This is a genomic window from Rossellomorea sp. GCM10028870, from assembly GCF_042666755.1.
GTDB lineage: Bacteria > Bacillota > Bacilli > Bacillales > Bacillaceae_B > Rossellomorea.
Window position 1 is genome coordinate 57,981 of record NZ_JBHTGN010000004.1, and the last position, 20,307, is coordinate 78,287.

The window sequence follows — 20,307 nt, forward strand, 5'->3', positions numbered from 1 at the left end:
GTGCCACTGGAAGGGTGAATTCAATGTATATTGTACATTCAACATTTGTAGTTCCTGATGAGAAGGCTGATGAGGTGATTTCAATCTACCATTCCCGTTCAGGAATAGTCGACAAGGCGGAAGGGTTTCAACGATTCCTGCTCTTGCAAAATGAGAAAAAACCGGGAGAAATCACGGTTCATATGGAATGGGATACGAAGGAACATTTTATGACGTGGGTGCAAAGTGAAGACTATAAACGGATTCACGAATTGGAGAAAAAGTACCCTGATCAGGAGCTTGCTTCGATTATCCCTTCCATTCATCGCTTTAAGGTGGTGGCGTACTAATGGAAAGTAAGTATAAGAGTGTCATAGAAGAAGCGGTGGCAAAGCTGTACGAACGATATCCTGAATTAGATGAAAAGTACGGCGAAGTCGGACGAAAGAAATGCTATGAAGATAATATTCACCATTTCAACTATCTGGAATCGGCATCTGATGTTGGTGAATCAAAGGTTTTTTCTGACTATGCCCTTTGGCTCAACAGCGTGCTGGTGATCAGAGGCATGAAATCTGATCATCTCATTGATAACTTCAATTGTATCAACGAATCGCTTAAAGAGTGCGATATTGAAAAAGGCGAAGAATTCAAGCTTTATCTGAACGAAGCAATAGAGTCCATTCAAGAGGCAGATCGCAGAAACATGCCATCATCCTAAACGATAAAAGCATCGAACCACCGCGTTCGTTGCTTTTTTACATAGAGAGGGACGGACCTTCATCCATTTCATTCTCCACCTCCATTTATGGTACAATCAGTAGAGTCTTAAAAAGGAATTCGTAAAGGAAGATATTCGTGAGTAAAAAAGCGCCAGTTCAAAAAAATGATTATATAGATGAAGCAGTATTTGAAGATCTGACCCATGACGGGAATGGGGTGACGAAGGTGGACGGATACCCATTATTCGTTCCCAATGCACTACCAGGTGAGGAAGGCAAGGTTAAAGTGGTGAAAACGAGTAAAGGCTATGGATTTGGGCGGCTGACAGAGCGCACCAAGGAAAGTCCGTTTCGCCAGGAGCCTCCATGTCCGATCTACAAAGAATGCGGCGGCTGCCAGATTCAGCACATGACCTATGAAGGACAGCTGCAAGCAAAAGAAAAAAATGTTCGTGATGTCATGCAGCGTATCGGAAAGCTTGGAGACATTCATGTCCATCCGGTAATGGGGATGGAAGAACCGTGGCGTTATCGTAACAAAGCCCAAGTGCCTGTAGGGGAAAAGGAAGGGCGCTTTGTAGCGGGCTTCTATCAAAAACGAAGCCATGAAATCATCGATATGGACAAATGTATCATCCAGTATGAAAAAAATGATGAAGTGATTCAGCATGTGAAGAATATATGCGAGAAACTGGAGGTCCGTCCCTATGATGAGAAGAATCATAAGGGGATATTGCGTCACATTATGACCCGGACGGCGTATACGACTGGAGAGGTGATGGTCGTATTGGTAACAAGGACGCCTGAGCTCCCTCATAAGAATCGGATTGTAGAGGAGCTTGTTGAGAATATTGAAGGATTGAAATCGGTTGTTCATAATGTGAATCCTAAGAAAACGAACGTGATTATGGGGGATACCACTCGGGTTCTATGGGGGGAAGAAGTGATCTATGATTACATCGGAGACGTGAAATTTGCGATTTCCGCCAGATCCTTCTATCAGGTGAACCCTGAGCAAACGAAGGTTCTCTATGATAAAGCATTGGAATACGCTGATTTACAAGGAGAAGAAACCGTCATCGATGCGTATTGCGGAATTGGAACGATCTCTCTATTCCTTGCCCAAAAAGCGAAGAAAGTGTACGGGGTTGAAATTGTCCCGCAGGCGATAGAAGATGCGAAGCAAAATGCCGAGTTAAATGAAATGACCAATGTAGAGTTTAAAGCAGGACCTGCCGAGGTGGTCATTCCTGATTGGTATAAAGAAGGGATCAGAGCTGACGTCCTTGTCGTGGACCCTCCACGTAAGGGGTGTGATGAAGCACTTCTAAATACGATCCTGGCCATGAAGCCGAAGAAGGTCGTCTATGTATCCTGTAACCCCGGTACACTTGCACGAGACCTTAGAATATTAGAAGATGGCGGGTATAAAACAAAAGAGGTCCAGCCTGTTGATATGTTTCCGCAAACGATGCACTGTGAAGCCGTTGCGAAGATTGAGTTAGTAGAATAAGCGAGGAAGAAAGCCGATGTATCTCACAATTAAAGAAACAGCCGAATATCTGTCACTGCCGGAAACGTATATTGAGAGCCTCATTCAGCAAAATAAAATTCGGGCGGTCCACGACGGAAATCAATATTTATTATACCGGGACCAATTCAATCAGCATCTGGAGCAGATGGAAAAAATGAAGCGTCAGCTTGCTGAATATCTAAGTGAACCGATTCCGGAAGATATCGATGTGAAGGATGAAGACTAGCCTTTTGGAAATTACCTAATGAAACGGGGAAATACAATGAGCGGACAACAGCGTTCCAATATCAAACAAGGTCTTGAAGTGGATATCGTCCTGAAAAAAGACCAAAGAACAAACAAACTGACACGTGGGGTTGTAAAAGATATTTTAACCAACTCACCGAATCATCCCCACGGTATTAAAGTCCGTTTAGAAGATGGACAAGTCGGGCGAGTGAAGAATATTATTCAGTAGTGTGAGCTGCTTTCTGTCAAGTAAACAGTGAATTAACAAATAATAAAATGAAGCGGTTTTAGCCCTGTATTACTAAGGTCTAAGGCCGCTTTTTAATTATCTAGGATCAGGCGCACTTCAGAGAGATATTTTTTTCATGAACACAACACAAAAGCGCCTATATCTAGGGTGTTTCAACAAGAGTTTAGCGTATGACACATCTCATCTTATTCTAAATATAATACTTGATGTTTTTTGAATAATGGAATTTATAGTGGGATGGAAAAGGTCATTTAATGGGATAACGGGAGGAATTAATACCATTAGAATACTGAATATTTTATATTTTTAAAAATATAAGAGTGGTGTAACACTTGAAACAATAAGAGATAGAGGGAGTTATACATAAATAAAGATAGTTGGCACGAAACTTGCAAATTAATGGAAGAAACAATTTTTATTAAGATGAGGGGGAAAAAGTATGAAAAGAAAACCAAATTTCTTACAAGCTGTTATTCCTATTATAGCGATGCTTCTATTATTAGGAATCGGGTATGGGGTGTTTCATTTAAAAGCTGAACCGCTTCTTATTATCGCTGCAATCATTGCGGCATTAATTGGGAAAAAATTAGGGGTAAGCTGGGATGAGATGCTGGATGGTATTGTTGAAAAGACAACAAAAGCGATGCCGGCCATTCTAATCTTAATTACAGTCGGGATTTTAATTGGAACATGGATGTCGGCAGGTACAATTCCTATGATGATCTACTATGGAATTAAACTAATCGATCCTAGTTACTTGATTATTACAGCGTTCATTGTTACAGCTATTATCTCAACGTTTACAGGTACATCTTGGGGTTCAGCCGGTACGATTGGTGTAGCAGTTATGGGTATTGCAATCGCCCAAGGGGTTTCACTACCTATAACAGCAGGGGCAGTCGTCGCAGGTGCTTATTTTGGAGATAAGTTATCACCACTATCAGATACAACAAATTTAGCCCCCGCAGCAGCGGGAAGTAATCTATATGAACATATTAGACATATGCTTTATACGTCCGTACCAGCTGCAGTGGTTGGGATCATTGTATACTTCTTTGCAGGAAACATGGCACAAGAAGGAACAGTTTCTAACCCTGAAAAGTTAGAGGTAATGATGTCGACATTAACGACTATGTTTGATTGGCATGTGTTACTCCTTATTCCGGTCGTCATTGTACTGGCTGGCTCTGTTTTAAAATATCCGACCATTCCGGTCATGCTACTTTCGTGTATAACGGCTATTTCACTAGCAGTATTTTTTCAAGGGATCTCTCTAGAGAACGCTTTTATCTCAACAGTCCAAGGATTTAATGTAACCATGGCAGCAGGAACAGGAATTGATCCAGGAACGATATCAGAAGATGTACAGCGATTATTAAATCGTGGGGGTATGAATGCGATGATGGGAACAACACTCATTGCCTTTTGTGCCTTTGCATTCGCTGGGATCATCAGTAAAATTGGATGCTTAGAGGTTGTACTAGAAAAAATTAATGAGAAAGCCAAAACAACTGGAAGTCTTGTTTTAGCAACAGTTTTATCTTGTATCACAATGGCGGTTACAACGGGAAGTTCATACTTATCCATTTTAATCCCAGGAGAACTCTTCAAAAAGGTTTATGAAGAGAGAGGGCTTCATGCGAAGAACTTATCAAGAACATTAGAGGATTCCGGTACAGTTGTTGTTCCAATTGTTCCTTGGTCCATGGCAGGGGTATATATGTCCAGTACACTTGGCGTACCTGTTCTTGAGTACTTACCGTGGGCAGTGATGTGTTACGTCGGTTTTATTTTTGCCATCATCTTTGGTTATACAGGTTTTTCAATTGAAAAAATCCATGGTTCATTAAGTAAAGTGAATAAAAAGGAAGAAATAGACGTCAAGTCTTAAAGAATAGGAGAATCATCATGTTTACACTTATAAAACAGACAGAACTATATACACCAACATACCTGGGAAAAAAAGATGTACTATTATCAGGAAATCGACTTGTGAAAATAGACGATGAAATAACAATAACAGGAATCGAAGTTCCAGTAATTGATGGAAGCGATACCTATTGCGTGCCGGGCCTTATTGATCGCCATGTTCATATTACAGGCGGTGGTGGAGAGGGTGGTTTTTCAACAAGTACGCCTGAAGTACAATTGAGTAGCCTTGTTCAGAATGGTATTACGACCGTTGTGGGGCTACTAGGAACAAACGACCTTGCAAGGAATTCGAAAAGTTTGTTAGCTAAAGCAAAATCTTTAAAAGAAGAAGGAATGAATGCATATATTTTAACGGGAGGGTATGGCTATCCTCCAACCACAATCACAGGCGAAGTAAGAGATGATATTTTATTTATTGACGAAGTATTAGGGTTGAAATTAGCCATTGAAGACCACCGATCTTCCTATGTAACAACTGAAGAGTTAAAAAGAATGGCGGCACATGTACGGGTAGCATCGATGCTTGCTAAAAAGCCAGGGTTTGTTCACTTGCATATGGGGGATGGAAAAGGATTGTACGAGTCAATCTATCAGATACTAAAAGAAACCGATTTACCAATTAGTTTGTTTAGTCCGACTCACATTAACCGAAACGAAAGGTTGTTAGATGCCTCTGATGAGTTTGCCAGGAGAGGAGGATTAATTGATGTTACATCCAATATCAATCTTGTGAAAGGAGATAAAGTGTATACACCTGCAAAAACAATCTCTTACTTGCGTGAGCATGGCGTGGACCTGAACCAGATTACAGTAAGTTCTGACGCAAATGGCAGTCTCCCTGTCTTTAATGAAGAGGGGCAACTAACGGGTCTAGGTGTAGCGGGCTTCGAGCCAAATCTGGAAACGTTAAAAGAACTTGTTCTTCACGAAGGAATATCTTTAGAAAAAGCGCTTTTACCTTTTACAGTTAACCCTGCCAAAGGACTGGGTTTGTATCCGGACAGAGGTCAGCTTGGCGAAAATGCCTATGCTGATGTTGTTCTTCTGGATAAACAATTGACAGTTCGCGATGTATTTATTAATGGAACCGCGTTTATGAGAAATGGTCAGCTACTTCGTAAAGGTACATTTGAACATTCAATAGGTATTCAATCTCGCATCTAGTAGAGTCATTGACACTTTTTTATGACCTCTCTCATAATAAGGAGATAAAATCGAATTTTCTGGAAGATGAAAGAGGGGATAAAGGTGAGAGAGTTAATCGTCATATCGCTAGGAGAGAATACGCTCCGAAGTGTGCTCGAACAAGTGAAGCGATACATTGGAAATCACGTACAAATTAAAGGCTATTCAATCGAAAAGGGATTAAATCAACAATTTGATAATCAAGTCGTTTTAATTACAGGTGATATTGTCTTTCAGTATAGTTCAAAATACGTTCAAGGTGCTAAAAAAGTGATCATTGCGAGAAGAGCGTTGAGCTATGAGAAAATTAATCAAGTCTTCTCTTTAAAGGAGCAAACAAATGTATTGCTAGTAAATGATACGGAAGAGAGTTGTTTTGAAGCGATTGAACAACTCAAAAGTCACGGCTTTCAATCGTTAAACTTTTTTCCTTACTATCCCGGCATCAATTCCTTCAAAGAATGTAATGTGGCAGTGACACCGGGGGAAGTACACTTAGTTCCAAATGGCATCAATCATATTATTGATATTGGAAATCGGCAAGTAGATATTACAACGATAACAGAGATTATGTTTGAGTTTGGTATACTGCGAGATTCGGGTGTTCTTGCGTCTTCTGAGTTTGTTAGGGATGTTATAGAGTTAACCAGACATTTGTGGCACTTAAATCAAAAGTTGGATGATTCGAATTTGTTACTTTCTACGATTTTTGATAAATTTCCAAAAGCGCTTTTATTTTGTGATAAAGATGGAAGTGTTACCTATACAAATGAAAAAATGAAATGGATTTTTGAAGGGCAGTCATTACTGGGAACTAATGTATTGAAATTACTGGGATCTGAGTTTGATTTACGTTTTGCACAAGAACATGAAGATACGGTATGTGTCTTAAATGATCATACATATATTGTCTCAGTGGATCCAGTGAAGAAAACAGGAGATGTTCTTTGCTATTTAATGGAGTTTGAAAATTACGACACATTGAAGAAGCTAGATAAAGTGGTTCGGACGAAGGTGAATCATAAAAAATTTGTAGCCCGCTATAGCTTTTCACACCTGTATTCACGTAATCATCAAATGATGCAACTGGTGGTGCTTGCTCAAAGGATGGCAAAACGTGACTCGACTATTCTTATCCAAGGTGAGAGTGGGACAGGTAAGGAACTATTGGCACAGGCAATACACAACGATTCGTTGCGTTACGACTTACCATTTGTTGCGGTTAACTTCGCAGCTTTATCTTCTTCTATTCTAGAAAGTGAATTATTCGGCTACGAAGAAGGAGCGTTTACTGGGGCAAAAAAAGGCGGAAAACGGGGCTTGTTTGAAGAAGCGCATCGAGGCACCATTTTTATGGATGAAATTGGCGATGCTCCATTAGATTTACAAGTTAAACTACTCAGAGTGCTGCAAGAAGGAGTAATTCGTCGTGTGGGTGGAAATGAACAAGTGCCAATCGATGTGCGAATCATTGCTGCAACAAACTTAAATTTGGAAGAAAAAGTGAAGGAAGGTATGTTTCGTGAAGATTTATACTATCGACTGAACGTTCTTCCACTAGATACTATACCACTTAGAAAGCGTCCAGAAGATATATTGCCACTTATGCAACATTATTTAACCCATCTTTCAGGGGAAGAGATTTATCACGTGCATGAGTATATGGAGGCTGAGGTGATTAATTTTTTCCTTTCTCATCCATGGCCGGGGAATGTTAGAGAATTAGTAAACATTGTCGAATACATGGTGAATGTGAAGTCATCCCGAAAAAAGATTTCACTGGATGACTTACCCTTCTATATTTTAAAGGAAGGAAATCTAATAGAAAAAGAATGCGTCAATCCAATTTTCACTAAAGAAGAAGAGGTCCTGCTTATCATTGACGAAACATCAGGAATTGGACGACGGAAAATTGTACAAGAGCTTTTAAATAGAGGGCTGAAAATCGGAGAGAGTAAAGTCAAGCGAATACTTGAACAGTTAAAGGAAAAACAATTGATAGAAGTAAATAGAGGAGTACGAGGATGCGTGATAACTGAAAAAGGAAAAGATGAATTAAAAAAGTTTTTCGTAACATAATTCGATATATTGCGGAAGGTGAGCAATCATGTATGAACTAATTAAAGATATGACGATGAACGATCAAATTGAAGCAGTTACGCGTAAATTGATCGAAATCAGCAGCATTAATGGAACAGAAGGGGAAGTTCACGTTGCTGATTTTATTAAACAGGTACTCCTTACATTTCCTTATTTTCAAAAGAATCCTTCACATGTGTGGGAACAGCCCATTCCAAATGATTCGGCTGGTAGAAAGAATGTGTTTGCGTTTGTTAAAGGCTATTCTACCTCTAACAAAACCGTTGTGTATCACGCTCATATGGATACAGTGGGAATTGAGGATTTTGGGAGCTTAAAGCCTTATGCATTTCATTCAGATGAGTTAGAAAAATACTTTAAGCAATATGAATTCGATCAAGATGTAAAAAAAGATGCACAATCCGGTGATTGGCTATTTGGCCGGGGGTCGGTCGATATGCAAAGCGGAATTGCTGTTCACTTAATGAACATTCTCCATTTTTCTCAAAATCCAGGCAAGCTTCCTGGCAACCTTTTATTCATGGCAAATCCCGATGAAGAAAGTCAACATAAAGGTGTGATTGCGTCACTTACGGAATTGAAGAGATTACAAGTGGAAAAACAACTGGATTATATTGTAGCCATAAATACAGATTTTATTACACCGCTCTATGACGGCGATACGAATCGGTATATTTATACAGGGGCAGCAGGTAAGTTGATGCCAAGCTTTTATATTTTTGGACGAGAAACGCATGTCGGGGATACGCTGTCGGGAATTGATCCGACGTACATTTCATCAGAAATTAATCGGAGGATAAATAACAACATCGAATTAGCAGAAAATATCCCCGGCGAGTTAATTTTGCCCCCATCTTGTCTTCATCAGAAAGATGAGAAAGACGTTTATAATGTACAAACAGCTAAAAGAAGCTTTTTATACTTTAACTATTTTATTTATGAGGCAACGGCCAAAGAAGTGATGGATAAACTAAGGACGGTTGCAGGAGAAGCATGTCGAGAAGTTGAAGCTAATTTATACTACAACTACCAAGAGTTTATAAAACGAACAGGTTTGCCTCCAAAGTACCATTCCTGGAAAGTGGAAGTGACCAGTTTAGCAGAGTTTATTGAAGAGTTGATGTTAAAAGGAATTGATGTAGACGAGGTGATGAAAGAAGCTCTTTTAGAAAATGAAGGGCTGGATGTAAGGCAACTATCATTTAAAATGGTAGAGGCACTTCAACAGCTAGATCCCGATAAAAAGCCAAGAGTCATTATTTTTTATGCACCTCCATATTTGCCGCACAATTATTTAGATGAGGAAAATGAACGTGATTGGAACTTAGCGAGAATTGTAAAAGAATCTATGGAAACCGTGTCCCGCCAAACAGGTGAGGAATTTGAGTTAAAACAATTCTTTCCATACTTAGCAGACGGAAGTTTCTTATCCATTCATGAAACGGATGAAGAAATTGCATCACTTGTAGAGAACTTTCCAGAAATGAGTAAGACATTCCCATTGCCAATCCAAGAAATAAGGGATTTAAACATTCCTTCCATAAATATGGGAGTATACGGAAAAGACGGACACAAATGGACAGAGCGCGTTTATAAACCATATACGTTTAACGTTCTCCCTCGCCTGATTCGTCACACATCCATTGCAATGTTAGTTGATATTGAAGGGCATACGATTGAGACGGGATGAGAGTAAAAGAGAAGAGTGCGAGTGGAAAGTTGTGACCCTCGACCTTTCTGTCATATTTATGAGTAAATCAATTTTGAAGAGTAGAGGGACGGTTTGTTTCTTGTATCATCTTTTTCGGTATGTATGTATTTGGGTTCCAAGTACCAAACTAGACTACTACATCATATCCCTAAACAAGACGGACCTCGATCCATTATGGAATTGAGGTCCGTCTTCTACATTTAACTAAACAATTGAGGAATGCCCTTGATTAACGAGTATACACCCATGTAAGACATGGCCACGACAATGAGGGCCCCGAAAATGGTCATCCAGATCGGGTGCTTGTAATCACCGACTATTTTGGTTTTATGAGCGGCGATAAGCATAACACCTAATGCTATGGGCAAAATCAATCCGTTAAGTGCACCAACAAGGATTAAAATCGCGACAGGCTTACCTACAAGGACGAATACTAGTGTTGAAACGGTAATGAATCCAACGATTAGCCACTTATGATATTTCTCGAGAAGCGGGCTGAACGTCCGAATGAAGGACACTGATGTATAGGCAGCGCCCACAACGGATGAAACAGCAGCGGACCACATGACGATCCCGAACATCTTGTAACCTATATCTCCTGCAGCCAGTTGGAATACGGAGGCTGGCGGGTTGGAAGGGTCCAATTGCAGACCTTGTGACACAATCCCTAAAGCAGCAAGGAAAAGGAAGATTCGCATGATGGACGCGATACCGATGGCAGATACTGAGCTTTTCGTGATCTCAGGAATTGCCTGTTTCCCTGTTATTCCGGCTTCTAATAACCGGTGACCACCGGCGAATGTGATATATCCACCAACGGTTCCGCCTACCAGCGTAATGATGGCCAGGAAATCAATGGTGTCTGGGGCGAATGTTTTCGTAACGGCTTCTCCTACAGGAGGATTTGCTGTAAACATCACGTATACCGTAAGGATAATCATGAGTAACCCGAGGATCTGGGCGAACTTGTCCATTAATCTACCGGCTTCTTTCACCAGGAAGATTCCTACAGCGACAATTCCACTGAATAATGCGCCCATTTCAGGGGAAATACCAAACAGGACATTCGTACCCAATCCAGCTCCCGCAATATTTCCAATGTTAAAGGCCAATCCGCCCAGCACAATTAGGATGGCAAGAAAGTAGCCTAATCCCGGCAAGACATCGTTGGCAATATCCTGAGCCCTTTTTTCAGAAATGGCTATGATGCGCCATATATTAAGCTGGGCACCAATATCAATGAGAATTGAAACAAGGATGACGAAACCAAAGCTTGCCGCCAAGGTTTGAGTAAATACGGTTGTTTGAGTCAGGAAGCCTGGTCCGATGGCGGATGTGGCCATTAAGAACGCAGCCCCTAACAATACGCTGAAATTTGATTTTTTCTTCAATAAGTTCGCTCCTTTGCTGTCATGTGAATAGCTGCTTAGTTGAATTTCAAGGAAATTCCTTGTTTTAAATGCCTAAGTTGTCGTTCGCGATCTATGTAGAGTTCCTGTGCTTTTTCATGAGAAATCATCGTAAAGGTCAACTCTTCTCCAGGCTTTGCCTGTGCAATCAGTGGAAGATCCACTGATGCGATTTGACCGATTCTTGGATAGCCTCCCGTCGTTTGCCGGTCCGCTAACAGAACAATAGGCTTCCCATTCGAAGGAACCTGAATGGTTCCAAAGGCAACCGCTTCTGAAATCATATCAAAATCCTTCTCGAGATGGAGGGACGGACCTTCCAGACGGTAGCCCATGCGATCTGATTGAGCAGACACTTTAAAGGGTTCATTGAAAAAGTGTTCCCGGCTTTCTGCTGAAAATAAATCGTACTCGGCCCCGGTCATCACTCGAATGATTTTCTTCTGTTGATAAGCCGAGATGAATTCAGAAGAAATCGACCAATCAATTTCCGTGAAATCATTGTCCTCTAAATAGGGAAGTAAATAGTCGATCATATTTTCAGATTCCTTCGAAAGCGTCCCGGCTTTCAGGTTGTCACCTTCTTTTAAGGAACGACCATTCAATCCTCCAATCCCGGCTCTTACGTAAGTTGATTTGCTGTTCATGACGGTTGCTACATTGAATCCACCTGCAATCGCAAGGTAACTGCGGCAGCCGCTTTTGCATGCCCCGAATTTAAGAACGCTTCCAGCTTTGATCAATAGTGATCTCCTTAAAGGAACCGGCTTCCCGTCTATGGTTGGAGATAAGTCTCCTCCACAAATCGAAATGAGGGAGGTTTCCTGGAACTCAAGCATTGGACCCATAAGTGTCATTTCAAGAGTGGCCTCGTTCTCATCATTCCCTACCAGCAGGTTAGAGATTTTATGGGCAAGTGGATCCATACTTCCACTCACGATGACGCCATATTTTTGATAGCCATACCTTCCAAGGTCCTGAATCGTTGAAAGGAGGCCCGATTTCATTACATTAATCATTGTTCCTCCTCCAATGCTTTATATTCTTCAAATGAAATGGGGGTGAAACGAATTCGATCACCTGCTTTTAGTAAGCTTGGTGAGTCGCCGTTATTTGGTTTGAATAATTTTAAGGGGGTTCGGCCAATCAGCTGCCACCCTCCAGGTGTTTCAATTGGGTAAACGCCTGTTTGTTTTCCGGCAATCCCAACTGAGCCAGCCGGGATCTTGAGGCGGGGGGATTCTCTTCTCGGTGTCGCAATATCCGGGGACATGCCTCCGATATAAGGGAATCCCGGGGCGAATCCAATCATGTATACGAGGTAGTCACCATTGGAATGTTTCGCGATGACTTCTTCGGTAGACATGTGATTGTGGTTCGCGACTTCTTCAAGGTCCGGTCCGAATTCTCTACCGTAGCAGACGGGAATGTCGATGATTCGGGAATCTGATTGTTCACTGATTGTAAGTTGGGAAAGCATATGTTCAATTTCTGAACAGACAATTGTGTACGGTAATGTACTCTGAAAAGGTTTTTGAGATTCTATGATTTTGATTGGGTCGTAATAAAGTGTGACGGTTGTAAATGCGGGTATGTATTCAACTAGCCAGTCGATTTTCCGGGTTTCAAAAAAGGCGGTGACGACTTTAACCTTTTCGTGTGTTTCTTGCTGAATTGAATCTCCTAATTGTATAACGACGGCATGATCGCCCAATGGTCGTAACGTAAAATTCAAAGAACTACCTCCATTCGTGATTGTATGATTATAAAAAATATAAAATAATTATGTATGAGTAGGCGTACAAATATGATTATTCAGAAATTTAAGCCATGTTGTTATTATAGTATAATTCTTTGTGTTTTCAATAAAAGGTTGGGAATTAGTTGGTTCTTCCAAGAATCATGGTATGTGGAGGGAGGGGTATTCTGCATTTGTTTTTTTGGCTCATTCGAGTGAAACGAACGTTTCACTCGCCTTTCAGCGTGCGCTGAAAGGCCGGGTAGAGAAGAAGAGCCGAGAGGAGCAAATGAATTTGCTCTATCGGCTCTTCTTCTCTACCCGGAATGAGCCAAAAAAACAGTTAGTACTACTATCCCTTTAAATACTTGAATTCAATCATAAAATCCTTCAATTTCCACTTCGCAATATTTGTAAAAAACTAGCATGTTTTCATCGATTATAAACGTATCGCAATTGTGTTTTATGTGCTATTATTTAGTAATCCGAAATATTATCCTCCTGAATGTATTGTGAGGATTATTGATAGATGGTGGAAGGAGGTTTTCTTATGGATAAGGTAAAGGATCCTTTATGGACGAGGTCTTTTATTATGTTAATGGTAGGAAACTTGTTTGTGTTTATGTCATTTCAGATGCTGATTCCGACACTTCCTCCTTATATAAAGTCGATAGGGGCTTCAGGTTTGGAAATTGGATTAGTAACGACGTTATTTTCCATAGGTGCTGTTTTAAGTCGGCCTTTTATTGGATTTATGTTGGAATATAGAGACAGGAAACCTCTCGTTTTAATAGGAGGGATCTCGTTATTATTGATAACGGTTATTTATCCATTGTCCAGTGTGGTCTTCATCTTTCTTTTATTCAGGTTTGTACACGGATTGGCGTGGGGATGGTCTACAACGGTTAATGGGACGGCAGCAGTGGATGTGGTACCGAAATCCCGTCTGGGTGAAGGGATGGGGTATTACGGATTGTCGATTACGATTGGAATGATCATAGCTCCGAGTCTCGGAATTTATTTATTCCAGGTAACGACGTTTACGAATCTGATCATAACTTCCAGTGCTCTGGGTGTCATCGCGATTATTTTGTTAGGAATCGTTCATTACCGAACACCTCAAGTCGTCAAAGAAACGAAAAAGGAAGACCTGAAGTTCTCATATCTTGGCTCTTTAGTTGAAAAATCCAGCTGGTTCCCTGCGTTTATTACAATTATGGTGACCTTTGGATACGGATCGATCGTAACGTTTATCGTCATCTTTGGAGAAGAGCGTGGAATACAGCATATCTTTTTATTCTATTTATGTAATGCGATCATGGCTTCCCTATCAAGACCGATCGCCGGGAAATGGTTCGATGAACGTGGACCTAAAGGTCTTGTGCTCTTTTGTATCGTGATTACCTTTATCGGCATGTGGGTATTATCCTATGCTCATTCAGATTTCCTAATCGTCGTATCAGGTATTTTGTTTGGAGTTGGGTTTGGTTCACTTATTCCAACACTCCAATCCTGGACACTGTCGTTAACCCCGGACAATAGAAGGGGAGTGGCAAATGGTATGTTTTTCTCCTCCATTGATCTTGGGATCGGCTTAAGCGGATTAGTATTCGGAGTGCTGGCTCAATATGTTGAGACGGGTGTCTTATTCCAGATATCAAGCCTATTCTTGCTCATTGCTTTAGTCGTAGCGATACTGGAAGGGCGCAAACAAAAAAAGTTTGTTCACCAGACATCAGCGTAGTTTGATGACTGAATATTGGTGGTAAGTAGAAAGGACTATCTGTTTTTGAAGGTGTTTGCCGCCTTTAGTAACGGATAGTCCTTTCTTCTGTAATGGATGTGATTCCTATGAATCACGGCAGAAAGTATCAATCGGAAATTGAAAAGGAAATGAAATTTTATCCCAATGAAATTCTGTTAGAATGATAGAAATAGACTAGTCTGTGAGGTTTCTTTAATAAGGAGATCCACATATAACGGAGGACATTATGACAGAAGAAAAATTACTAATGGAAAAGTCATTCTATGGAACTTTTTTAGTAGACTATGACACGAACCGTCATCCAATTGAAGTTCTTGGTCAAGCTTTTGTAGAAGAGCAGCAAAATGAACCGTATGATTTAACGTTCATTCGCTATGCTCAGGGTGAGGTCTATTTTCATAGCAAGGACTATGAAGCGGCTATATTCAAATGGGAAAGCATACAGAACGAATTAGAACCTTGGGCAAAGAAGAATATCGCGGATTCTTACTATGAGCTGGGGATGTTATCTTCAGCGGAGGATGTATATACAGCTATCCAATCGGAAAGCACGATTTTAACGTTGGAAGTTTCCCTTCAGCTATTCTCCCTTTATATCGAACGGAACAAGATCAAGTCAGCCTATCGTACGATTGAGAAAGCATTGACGATTGATCCGGACTATCCTAACGTAACTGAACTCGCCCGGACTTTTTATGAAGAACAAGAGGACTGGAATAAAGCCGTGGAACTGGCGGTTCAGGAATCGATCCGGACCCAGGATCCCGCTTGGTTCATGATTCTGAGGGAATATGGTGATCAAGGCTACACGACCTCCTTTGCGCCTACCTATTTCTACGATTTATTGATTGCGGTTTATGAAAAGGATCGTAAACAATTCAAAGGTCTCGTGACTTCTCTATGGACAAGCTACAGAAGCAATCCGGTCGCCCATATTGAATGGATGCTGACGGTAAATACAATCTTTGAATATGTGGAAATACTCCCCAACGAATCATGGGAGGACATCCTATCCCAATTCCAGGAAGCATACGTAGGATTCCTTGAAGGCAACTACTTAGTGAAAGACCTGGAAAATTTTATGCCAAGCATGCTGAGCAATTGGCTCAAAGTGAGCAGGGATCATCAACCACTTTTCCCGGCAGCTGCCGTTTTAGCCTGGAACGATGTATTCTCGTACAGCATTGAACCGATGGTGACGGAAGAGGCGGAAACGATCCTGCTGGAAGGGGACTCCTATCAAGCACGCTTTGAAGACATTATCCTTTTCTTAAATAAAATTATTGATTGGTCAGAACGAAATGAAGCTCCTGTAGGGTACAAAACTAAATGGATTGCGGAGCAGTTAATGGATCTGAGTGAACACCACTTATTAATCGCAGGGAGTGGCTCAAGCGGAAAGTCTTCCTTCGTTCAATCCGTTTTAGGTGAGAGCGTCGGTGAGGCTGAAGACTCCACCATCATTTATAGTTATCATGATCAGCAGGTAGAAGTAAAGGAGATTCACGATCATGGAGTTCACAAAGTAGAGAGCATCGCTGATTTTGAAGAACTGATGCAAAGAGAAGCATTTGTAGAATATAGGCTTCCGTCTGAGTTTCTTAAGAAAAATAGAAGTGCCATCATTGACGTTCAAACAGGCAAAAGGCATCTTGATGATCTGACAGCCTTTTATCCTGTAGCTGATGGATTACTGTATGTATTGAATGCTGATGCCCCGTTTAATGCAGAGGACAGACAAACCTTAAGAAAATTAACGGAAATCGGCCAGCCTGTGAACGTTCATTTCTTATTAAATAAGATGGACAAAGTATCTCATTCTGACCGTACAGAAGAGATCATCGAATCAGCCCGAAACAAAGCCCGGGAATGGTTCCCGGACGCAGAGGTATTACCGTATTCATCCCTGGAAGCCGTTCATCTGCAACGACAGGATGTTCAGGCATTTCTAAAGGAACAGTATAGGGTGAATGGAAATGCGCTCAAAGCGGAACGTGGGGCCAAACTATTTTATCTAGTCAGAAAAACATTAAGAGATCTTTACTCAAAGCGTAAGAATCGTGAAAATGAGTTGAAAGATACAATCGAGAAGAATGAAGATATCCTGTCGCGTTTGAATGGCTTTGAAAACTACCTGGGTGACATGCAAGGCGATAAAGTCTCCGTCATTAAGGATTCCTTCTATCAAAAGAAAGAAGCCATGAAAAAGGAAATCTCTGAGAAGATCCCTGGTATCCTTAGTGGCTGCTCTGATCTGATCAGTGAAGAAAGTGATTTCAGACAGATTCATACGGAATTGAATGAAGCCATGAATACCCGTATTCAAGCCTATATACAAGAAGATCTCATGCCTCGTTATGTCAAATCCCTTGAGGAGTGGCTTGCCTTCTCGAAAGAGGAGCTTCAAGACAGCCAGAATTATTTGAATGAAATGAGTGAAACCTTCAACGAGCTATTCGGTAAGGATAAAGTCGTTTTACAATGTGATTTTCAAGTAATAGACGACTGGCGTCGGGATGTAAGCCGAATGGGAACGAGAGCGCAGATTGATAAAGAGAATATCTTATTGCGATTTAAACCGGCACAGTTCTTATTAAAGAGTGCAGGGAAGCTGTTAGGTGTTTTACCTCAGAATAAGTCCTTACTCTACAACCAATATAAACGCTATTTAGAGAACGAAGATTATCAGGATATCACGGCATCTGTTGTTAATAAATTCTTCCTTCAGTTTGATTTGTTCGAAAAATCACTGCAGCAGGATGTTCACTCTTTCTTCGCTGAGCCATTTAATCAACTGGAAATCACGATTAAAGATACAGAAACAGATATTGCATCAGACGAAGAAACACTAAAGAAAATGAAAGCCGATCCGGAACGATATTTCGATCCGATCACTCTATTCGAAGTGAAACTGCTTCAGCAAGAGTACATGGTGAAAGCCAGCTATAAAGCTTCTCATCATTATTCATAAGAAAAAAGACTGATTCGAAGGGCATTCCCCTTTTAGAATCAGTCTTTTTATTTGGCTCTTTTCCCAAAAATTGTTTCTTTTTACCATGCGTTCTGCAAGGCTCTGTCAATTAGTGTGTGCTGGATGGTGAGGGGGAACTGCTCCGCTTGCAGCTAACGTTCGGCCAAGCCTCCTCAGCTTAGCCGAACGGGGTCTCTGCACGCCCAAAATCCGCCGGAGTCTGCGCAGTTCCCCTCACCATCTTTAACAGAATATTTGTGACAGAGCTTCAACTTGCGCAAGAAGACCATGTAACTAGAAAAAACAATTCTTCTTTCAGAAAAGGGAAAACAATCTCTACCCTTAAATAAGGTTGTTTTCTAAAGTTCTTACTTATATTGATTTTCATTAAGGATACATGCTCAGAAAGTTGATTGGAGCGGAAGGATGATCGACTCCTGCGGGAATAGCTGGACAGTCCGAAATGCGGAGGCGGCTTGCTCAGCCCCGACAAGCATAAGATGAATGGACCGGGAAGGCGTTCTTTGCCTTCTTGGACCATTTAGCTTATGACCTCGAGGGGCTAGCCGCTGGAGCTGGACAGGTGAGGACCCGGAGGCGCAGCCGAGGAGGCTCACCGCCAGCCCCCGCGGAAAGCGAGCATCCTGGAGCGGAAATCAACTATTACTTTCTTCTCTACAATAGCCACAAACTTTAAAGAAAGAGCGTTTTATTTATTACCTTTCTAAATTTGCAAGAATTCGCTATTTTCCTGAATCACTTCGGCAATAATCCGTTCAAGAGAATTTTTAGTGTGAATGGTAGAGAAATCTAATCCAAGATGAATGGCTGTCTGAGCTACCTCGGGACGGATGCCGGTGATGACGGATTTTACTCCAAGTAGATTTAAGGCGTCGATAAGGTGGAAGATTTGCTGAGCGACCATGGTATCAACCAATACCACACCTGATAAGTCAATGATCAACATGGATAAATGGGCATCGGCACTTTGTTGAAGGGTTGATTCTAATATCGTAAGGGCGCGCGTCGTATCAATATCTCCGATGATAGGCAGAAGTCCTACCTCTGAAGTTAAAGAAATGACCGGAGTACTTAATTCCTTAATCAGGGTAGACTGTGCTTGTAGTCGATCCATTAATATATTCAGGAACGTGGAAGTAAATGTTTCCAGCACATAATCCAATGCGAAGTTGATCTTTCGTTCCCACTCAAATACTTCTTTCAACTGGATGTTTACGTTCGATTCTTCTACAAACTTTTCGACATACGTCCAATACACTCTTCTGAACACACCTGAGTTACGAACAACCTCATCGAGAGTCGTACTGGATTTACTTCGATCTGCAGCTGTTTGTGAAGTCCAGTTAGAAATCAATTCCTTTGACTCTGTTTGAGAAAGTAACAGACACTTGGCGATGATCTTCACATAATTAGAGTTTTGTTCTTTTATTTTGTTGAGTACCTCTGGCGAAGAATCAGGCGAATAGTGAGATCCGGATTTAATATTCTGGAACTTCAACCAGTCTTCAGTGAAATCTAAAGCATGATCAACTAAGTATTCATATAAATCGGACGAATGTGTATCCATAAACTCTCCCTTTAAACTTGGCTTATACTCTTATTCTGAAACCTATAGAGGAGACTGTCAATGTTAAAGGTAAAACAAATAAATAAAATACTTCTTTAATTATGCAAATAAATATAAAAGAGGAGAAGGCACTTCTTTTGATATGCGAAAAAATATGCAAAAAAATCCATAATAGTAGATACGAATTAGTCTGAATACTAGTAATCTTATAATATTTATTGGATTTCTAGTAAAATATATGTATAATTATAATTATTAGAAAATACAAACTATTTCAGGGGGACTACGATGAAGAAGAAAGTAAGAGGATTATTTCTAGTATTGATGATAGGGATGGCAGGGATAATGACTGCCTGCGGAAGCGAAGAAGCGAGCTCAGGCGAAGATAAAAAAGAGAAGCTTGTAGTGGGTACCGATGCGGCCTTTGCTCCATTTGAGTATATGGATAAAGGGGAAATTGTCGGATTTGATATCGATTTTTTAGAGGCTGTCATGAAAGAAGCCGGATATGAGTATGAAGTGAAGAACATTGGATGGGATCCACTGTTTGCAGCAGTACAAGGCGGCAAGGAAGTAGATATGGGCATCTCCGGAATCACGATTAATGATGATCGTAAAGAAACGTTTGATTTTTCCAATCCTTACTTCGAATCCACACACATGATCATGTTTGGTGAAGGTGTGGATATCAAGAGTGCAGATGACCTAAAAGGGCTAAAGATCGGGGTTCAGAATGGAACGACCGGTCAGGCGGCAGCAGAGAAGATTGTTGGGCAAAACAGCTCTGATATTTCTAAATACGAAAACAATGTAGTAGCCATTACGGCATTAAAGCAAGGTCAAGTAGATGCTGTTGTAACCGATAATACGGTTGTAAATGAATATGTGAAAAACAATCCAGATGACAATTTCAACACAGTAGAAGATCCGGAAAACTTCGAATCTGAATTTTATGGCTTAATGTTTCCGAAAGACAGTGAGTTGAAATCTGAATTTGATAAAGCGGTAAAAGAAGTGATTGAAAATGGAACATATGCTGAGATTTATAAAGAATGGTTTGGTACAGAGCCGAACACTGACGCTTTATTAGAACAAGCAGAATAAGGGAACAAGGGGCGTAGTGAAAGGTATGGAAGATCTTCTTTATAGATTTTAAAGAAGATTTTTCCTTCTTCACCTGCCCCTTTTATATGAG

The 20,307-nt window shown here is 40.8% G+C and carries 16 protein-coding genes; 12 read left to right on the forward strand and 4 right to left on the reverse strand.

Features of this window, described 5'->3' with window-relative positions; genetic code table 11:
- Positions 1-23 precede the first annotated feature (23 nt).
- The 9 genes from ACFQWC_RS16605 (at position 24) to ACFQWC_RS16645 (ending at position 9,620) form a co-directional block, all read left to right on the forward strand.
- The gene (locus ACFQWC_RS16605; protein WP_299741352.1) at positions 24-329 is read left to right on the forward strand and encodes an antibiotic biosynthesis monooxygenase family protein; all 306 of its coding nucleotides are present in this window, start codon (positions 24-26) and stop codon (positions 327-329) included.
- Positions 329-700 (forward strand): hypothetical protein, encoded by a 372-nt coding sequence (locus tag ACFQWC_RS16610; protein WP_377108575.1) that lies wholly within the window; start codon positions 329-331, stop codon positions 698-700. The genes ACFQWC_RS16605 and ACFQWC_RS16610 overlap by 1 nt, the downstream gene beginning before the upstream one ends.
- Before the next feature lie 137 nt (positions 701-837).
- Positions 838-2,214, forward strand: a complete 1,377-nt coding sequence (gene rlmD, locus ACFQWC_RS16615) for a 23S rRNA (uracil(1939)-C(5))-methyltransferase RlmD (protein WP_299741354.1) — start codon at positions 838-840, stop codon at positions 2,212-2,214.
- Positions 2,215-2,230: 16 nt separating this feature from the next.
- Positions 2,231-2,461 carry an excisionase family DNA-binding protein gene (locus tag ACFQWC_RS16620; protein WP_299741355.1) on the forward strand — a complete coding sequence of 77 codons (231 nt, stop codon included), beginning with the start codon at positions 2,231-2,233 and terminating at the stop codon, positions 2,459-2,461.
- A gap of 36 nt (positions 2,462-2,497) precedes the next feature.
- On the forward strand, positions 2,498-2,692 hold the full coding sequence (locus ACFQWC_RS16625) for a YwbE family protein (RefSeq protein ID WP_299741356.1): 195 nt from the start codon (positions 2,498-2,500) through the stop codon (positions 2,690-2,692).
- Between the two features lie 460 nt (positions 2,693-3,152).
- On the forward strand, positions 3,153-4,604 hold the full coding sequence (gene nhaC, locus ACFQWC_RS16630) for a Na+/H+ antiporter NhaC (protein WP_341357286.1): 1,452 nt from the start codon (positions 3,153-3,155) through the stop codon (positions 4,602-4,604).
- 17 nt (positions 4,605-4,621) lie between these two features.
- The gene (gene iadA / locus ACFQWC_RS16635; RefSeq protein ID WP_377108578.1) at positions 4,622-5,809 is read left to right on the forward strand and encodes a beta-aspartyl-peptidase; all 1,188 of its coding nucleotides are present in this window, start codon (positions 4,622-4,624) and stop codon (positions 5,807-5,809) included.
- Between the two features lie 84 nt (positions 5,810-5,893).
- Positions 5,894-7,909, forward strand: coding sequence for a sigma 54-interacting transcriptional regulator (locus ACFQWC_RS16640; protein WP_377108580.1), 2,016 nt, complete (start codon positions 5,894-5,896; stop codon positions 7,907-7,909).
- Positions 7,910-7,937: 28 nt separating this feature from the next.
- A complete protein-coding gene (locus ACFQWC_RS16645; protein WP_341357289.1) occupies positions 7,938-9,620 on the forward strand; it encodes a M20/M25/M40 family metallo-hydrolase in 1,683 nt (560 codons plus the stop codon).
- Positions 9,621-9,841: 221 nt separating this feature from the next.
- On the opposite strand, the gene ACFQWC_RS16650 is transcribed toward ACFQWC_RS16645, so the two are convergent.
- Genes ACFQWC_RS16650 through pxpB form a run of 3 tightly spaced genes read right to left on the reverse strand, consistent with a single transcriptional unit; the run spans position 9,842 to position 12,785 of the window.
- Positions 9,842-11,032 carry an NRAMP family divalent metal transporter gene (locus ACFQWC_RS16650; RefSeq protein ID WP_377108583.1) on the reverse strand — a complete coding sequence of 397 codons (1,191 nt, stop codon included), beginning with the start codon at positions 11,030-11,032 and terminating at the stop codon, positions 9,842-9,844.
- A gap of 35 nt (positions 11,033-11,067) precedes the next feature.
- On the reverse strand, positions 11,068-12,069 hold the full coding sequence (locus ACFQWC_RS16655; protein WP_299741357.1) for a 5-oxoprolinase subunit C family protein: 1,002 nt from the start codon (positions 12,067-12,069) through the stop codon (positions 11,068-11,070).
- Positions 12,066-12,785, reverse strand: a complete 720-nt coding sequence (gene pxpB, locus ACFQWC_RS16660; RefSeq protein WP_299741358.1) for a 5-oxoprolinase subunit PxpB — start codon at positions 12,783-12,785, stop codon at positions 12,066-12,068. Before pxpB ends, ACFQWC_RS16655 begins: the two co-directional genes overlap by 4 nt.
- Before the next feature lie 553 nt (positions 12,786-13,338).
- On the opposite strand from pxpB, the gene ACFQWC_RS16665 reads away from it, so the two are divergent.
- The gene (locus tag ACFQWC_RS16665; RefSeq protein ID WP_299741359.1) at positions 13,339-14,532 is read left to right on the forward strand and encodes an MFS transporter; all 1,194 of its coding nucleotides are present in this window, start codon (positions 13,339-13,341) and stop codon (positions 14,530-14,532) included.
- Positions 14,533-14,779: 247 nt separating this feature from the next.
- Complete coding sequence (locus tag ACFQWC_RS16670; RefSeq protein ID WP_299741360.1) at positions 14,780-17,524, forward strand: GTP-binding protein; 2,745 nt, start codon at positions 14,780-14,782, stop codon at positions 17,522-17,524.
- A gap of 724 nt (positions 17,525-18,248) precedes the next feature.
- Here ACFQWC_RS16670 and ACFQWC_RS16675 read toward each other — a convergent pair.
- Entirely contained in the window at positions 18,249-19,112 is an 864-nt protein-coding gene (locus tag ACFQWC_RS16675; RefSeq protein WP_377108586.1) for an STAS domain-containing protein, read from the reverse strand.
- Positions 19,113-19,400: 288 nt separating this feature from the next.
- Here ACFQWC_RS16675 and ACFQWC_RS16680 point away from each other — a divergent pair, with 288 nt between their 5' ends.
- Entirely contained in the window at positions 19,401-20,216 is an 816-nt protein-coding gene (locus tag ACFQWC_RS16680) for a basic amino acid ABC transporter substrate-binding protein (RefSeq protein ID WP_377108588.1), read from the forward strand.
- Positions 20,217-20,307: the final 91 nt, after the last annotated feature.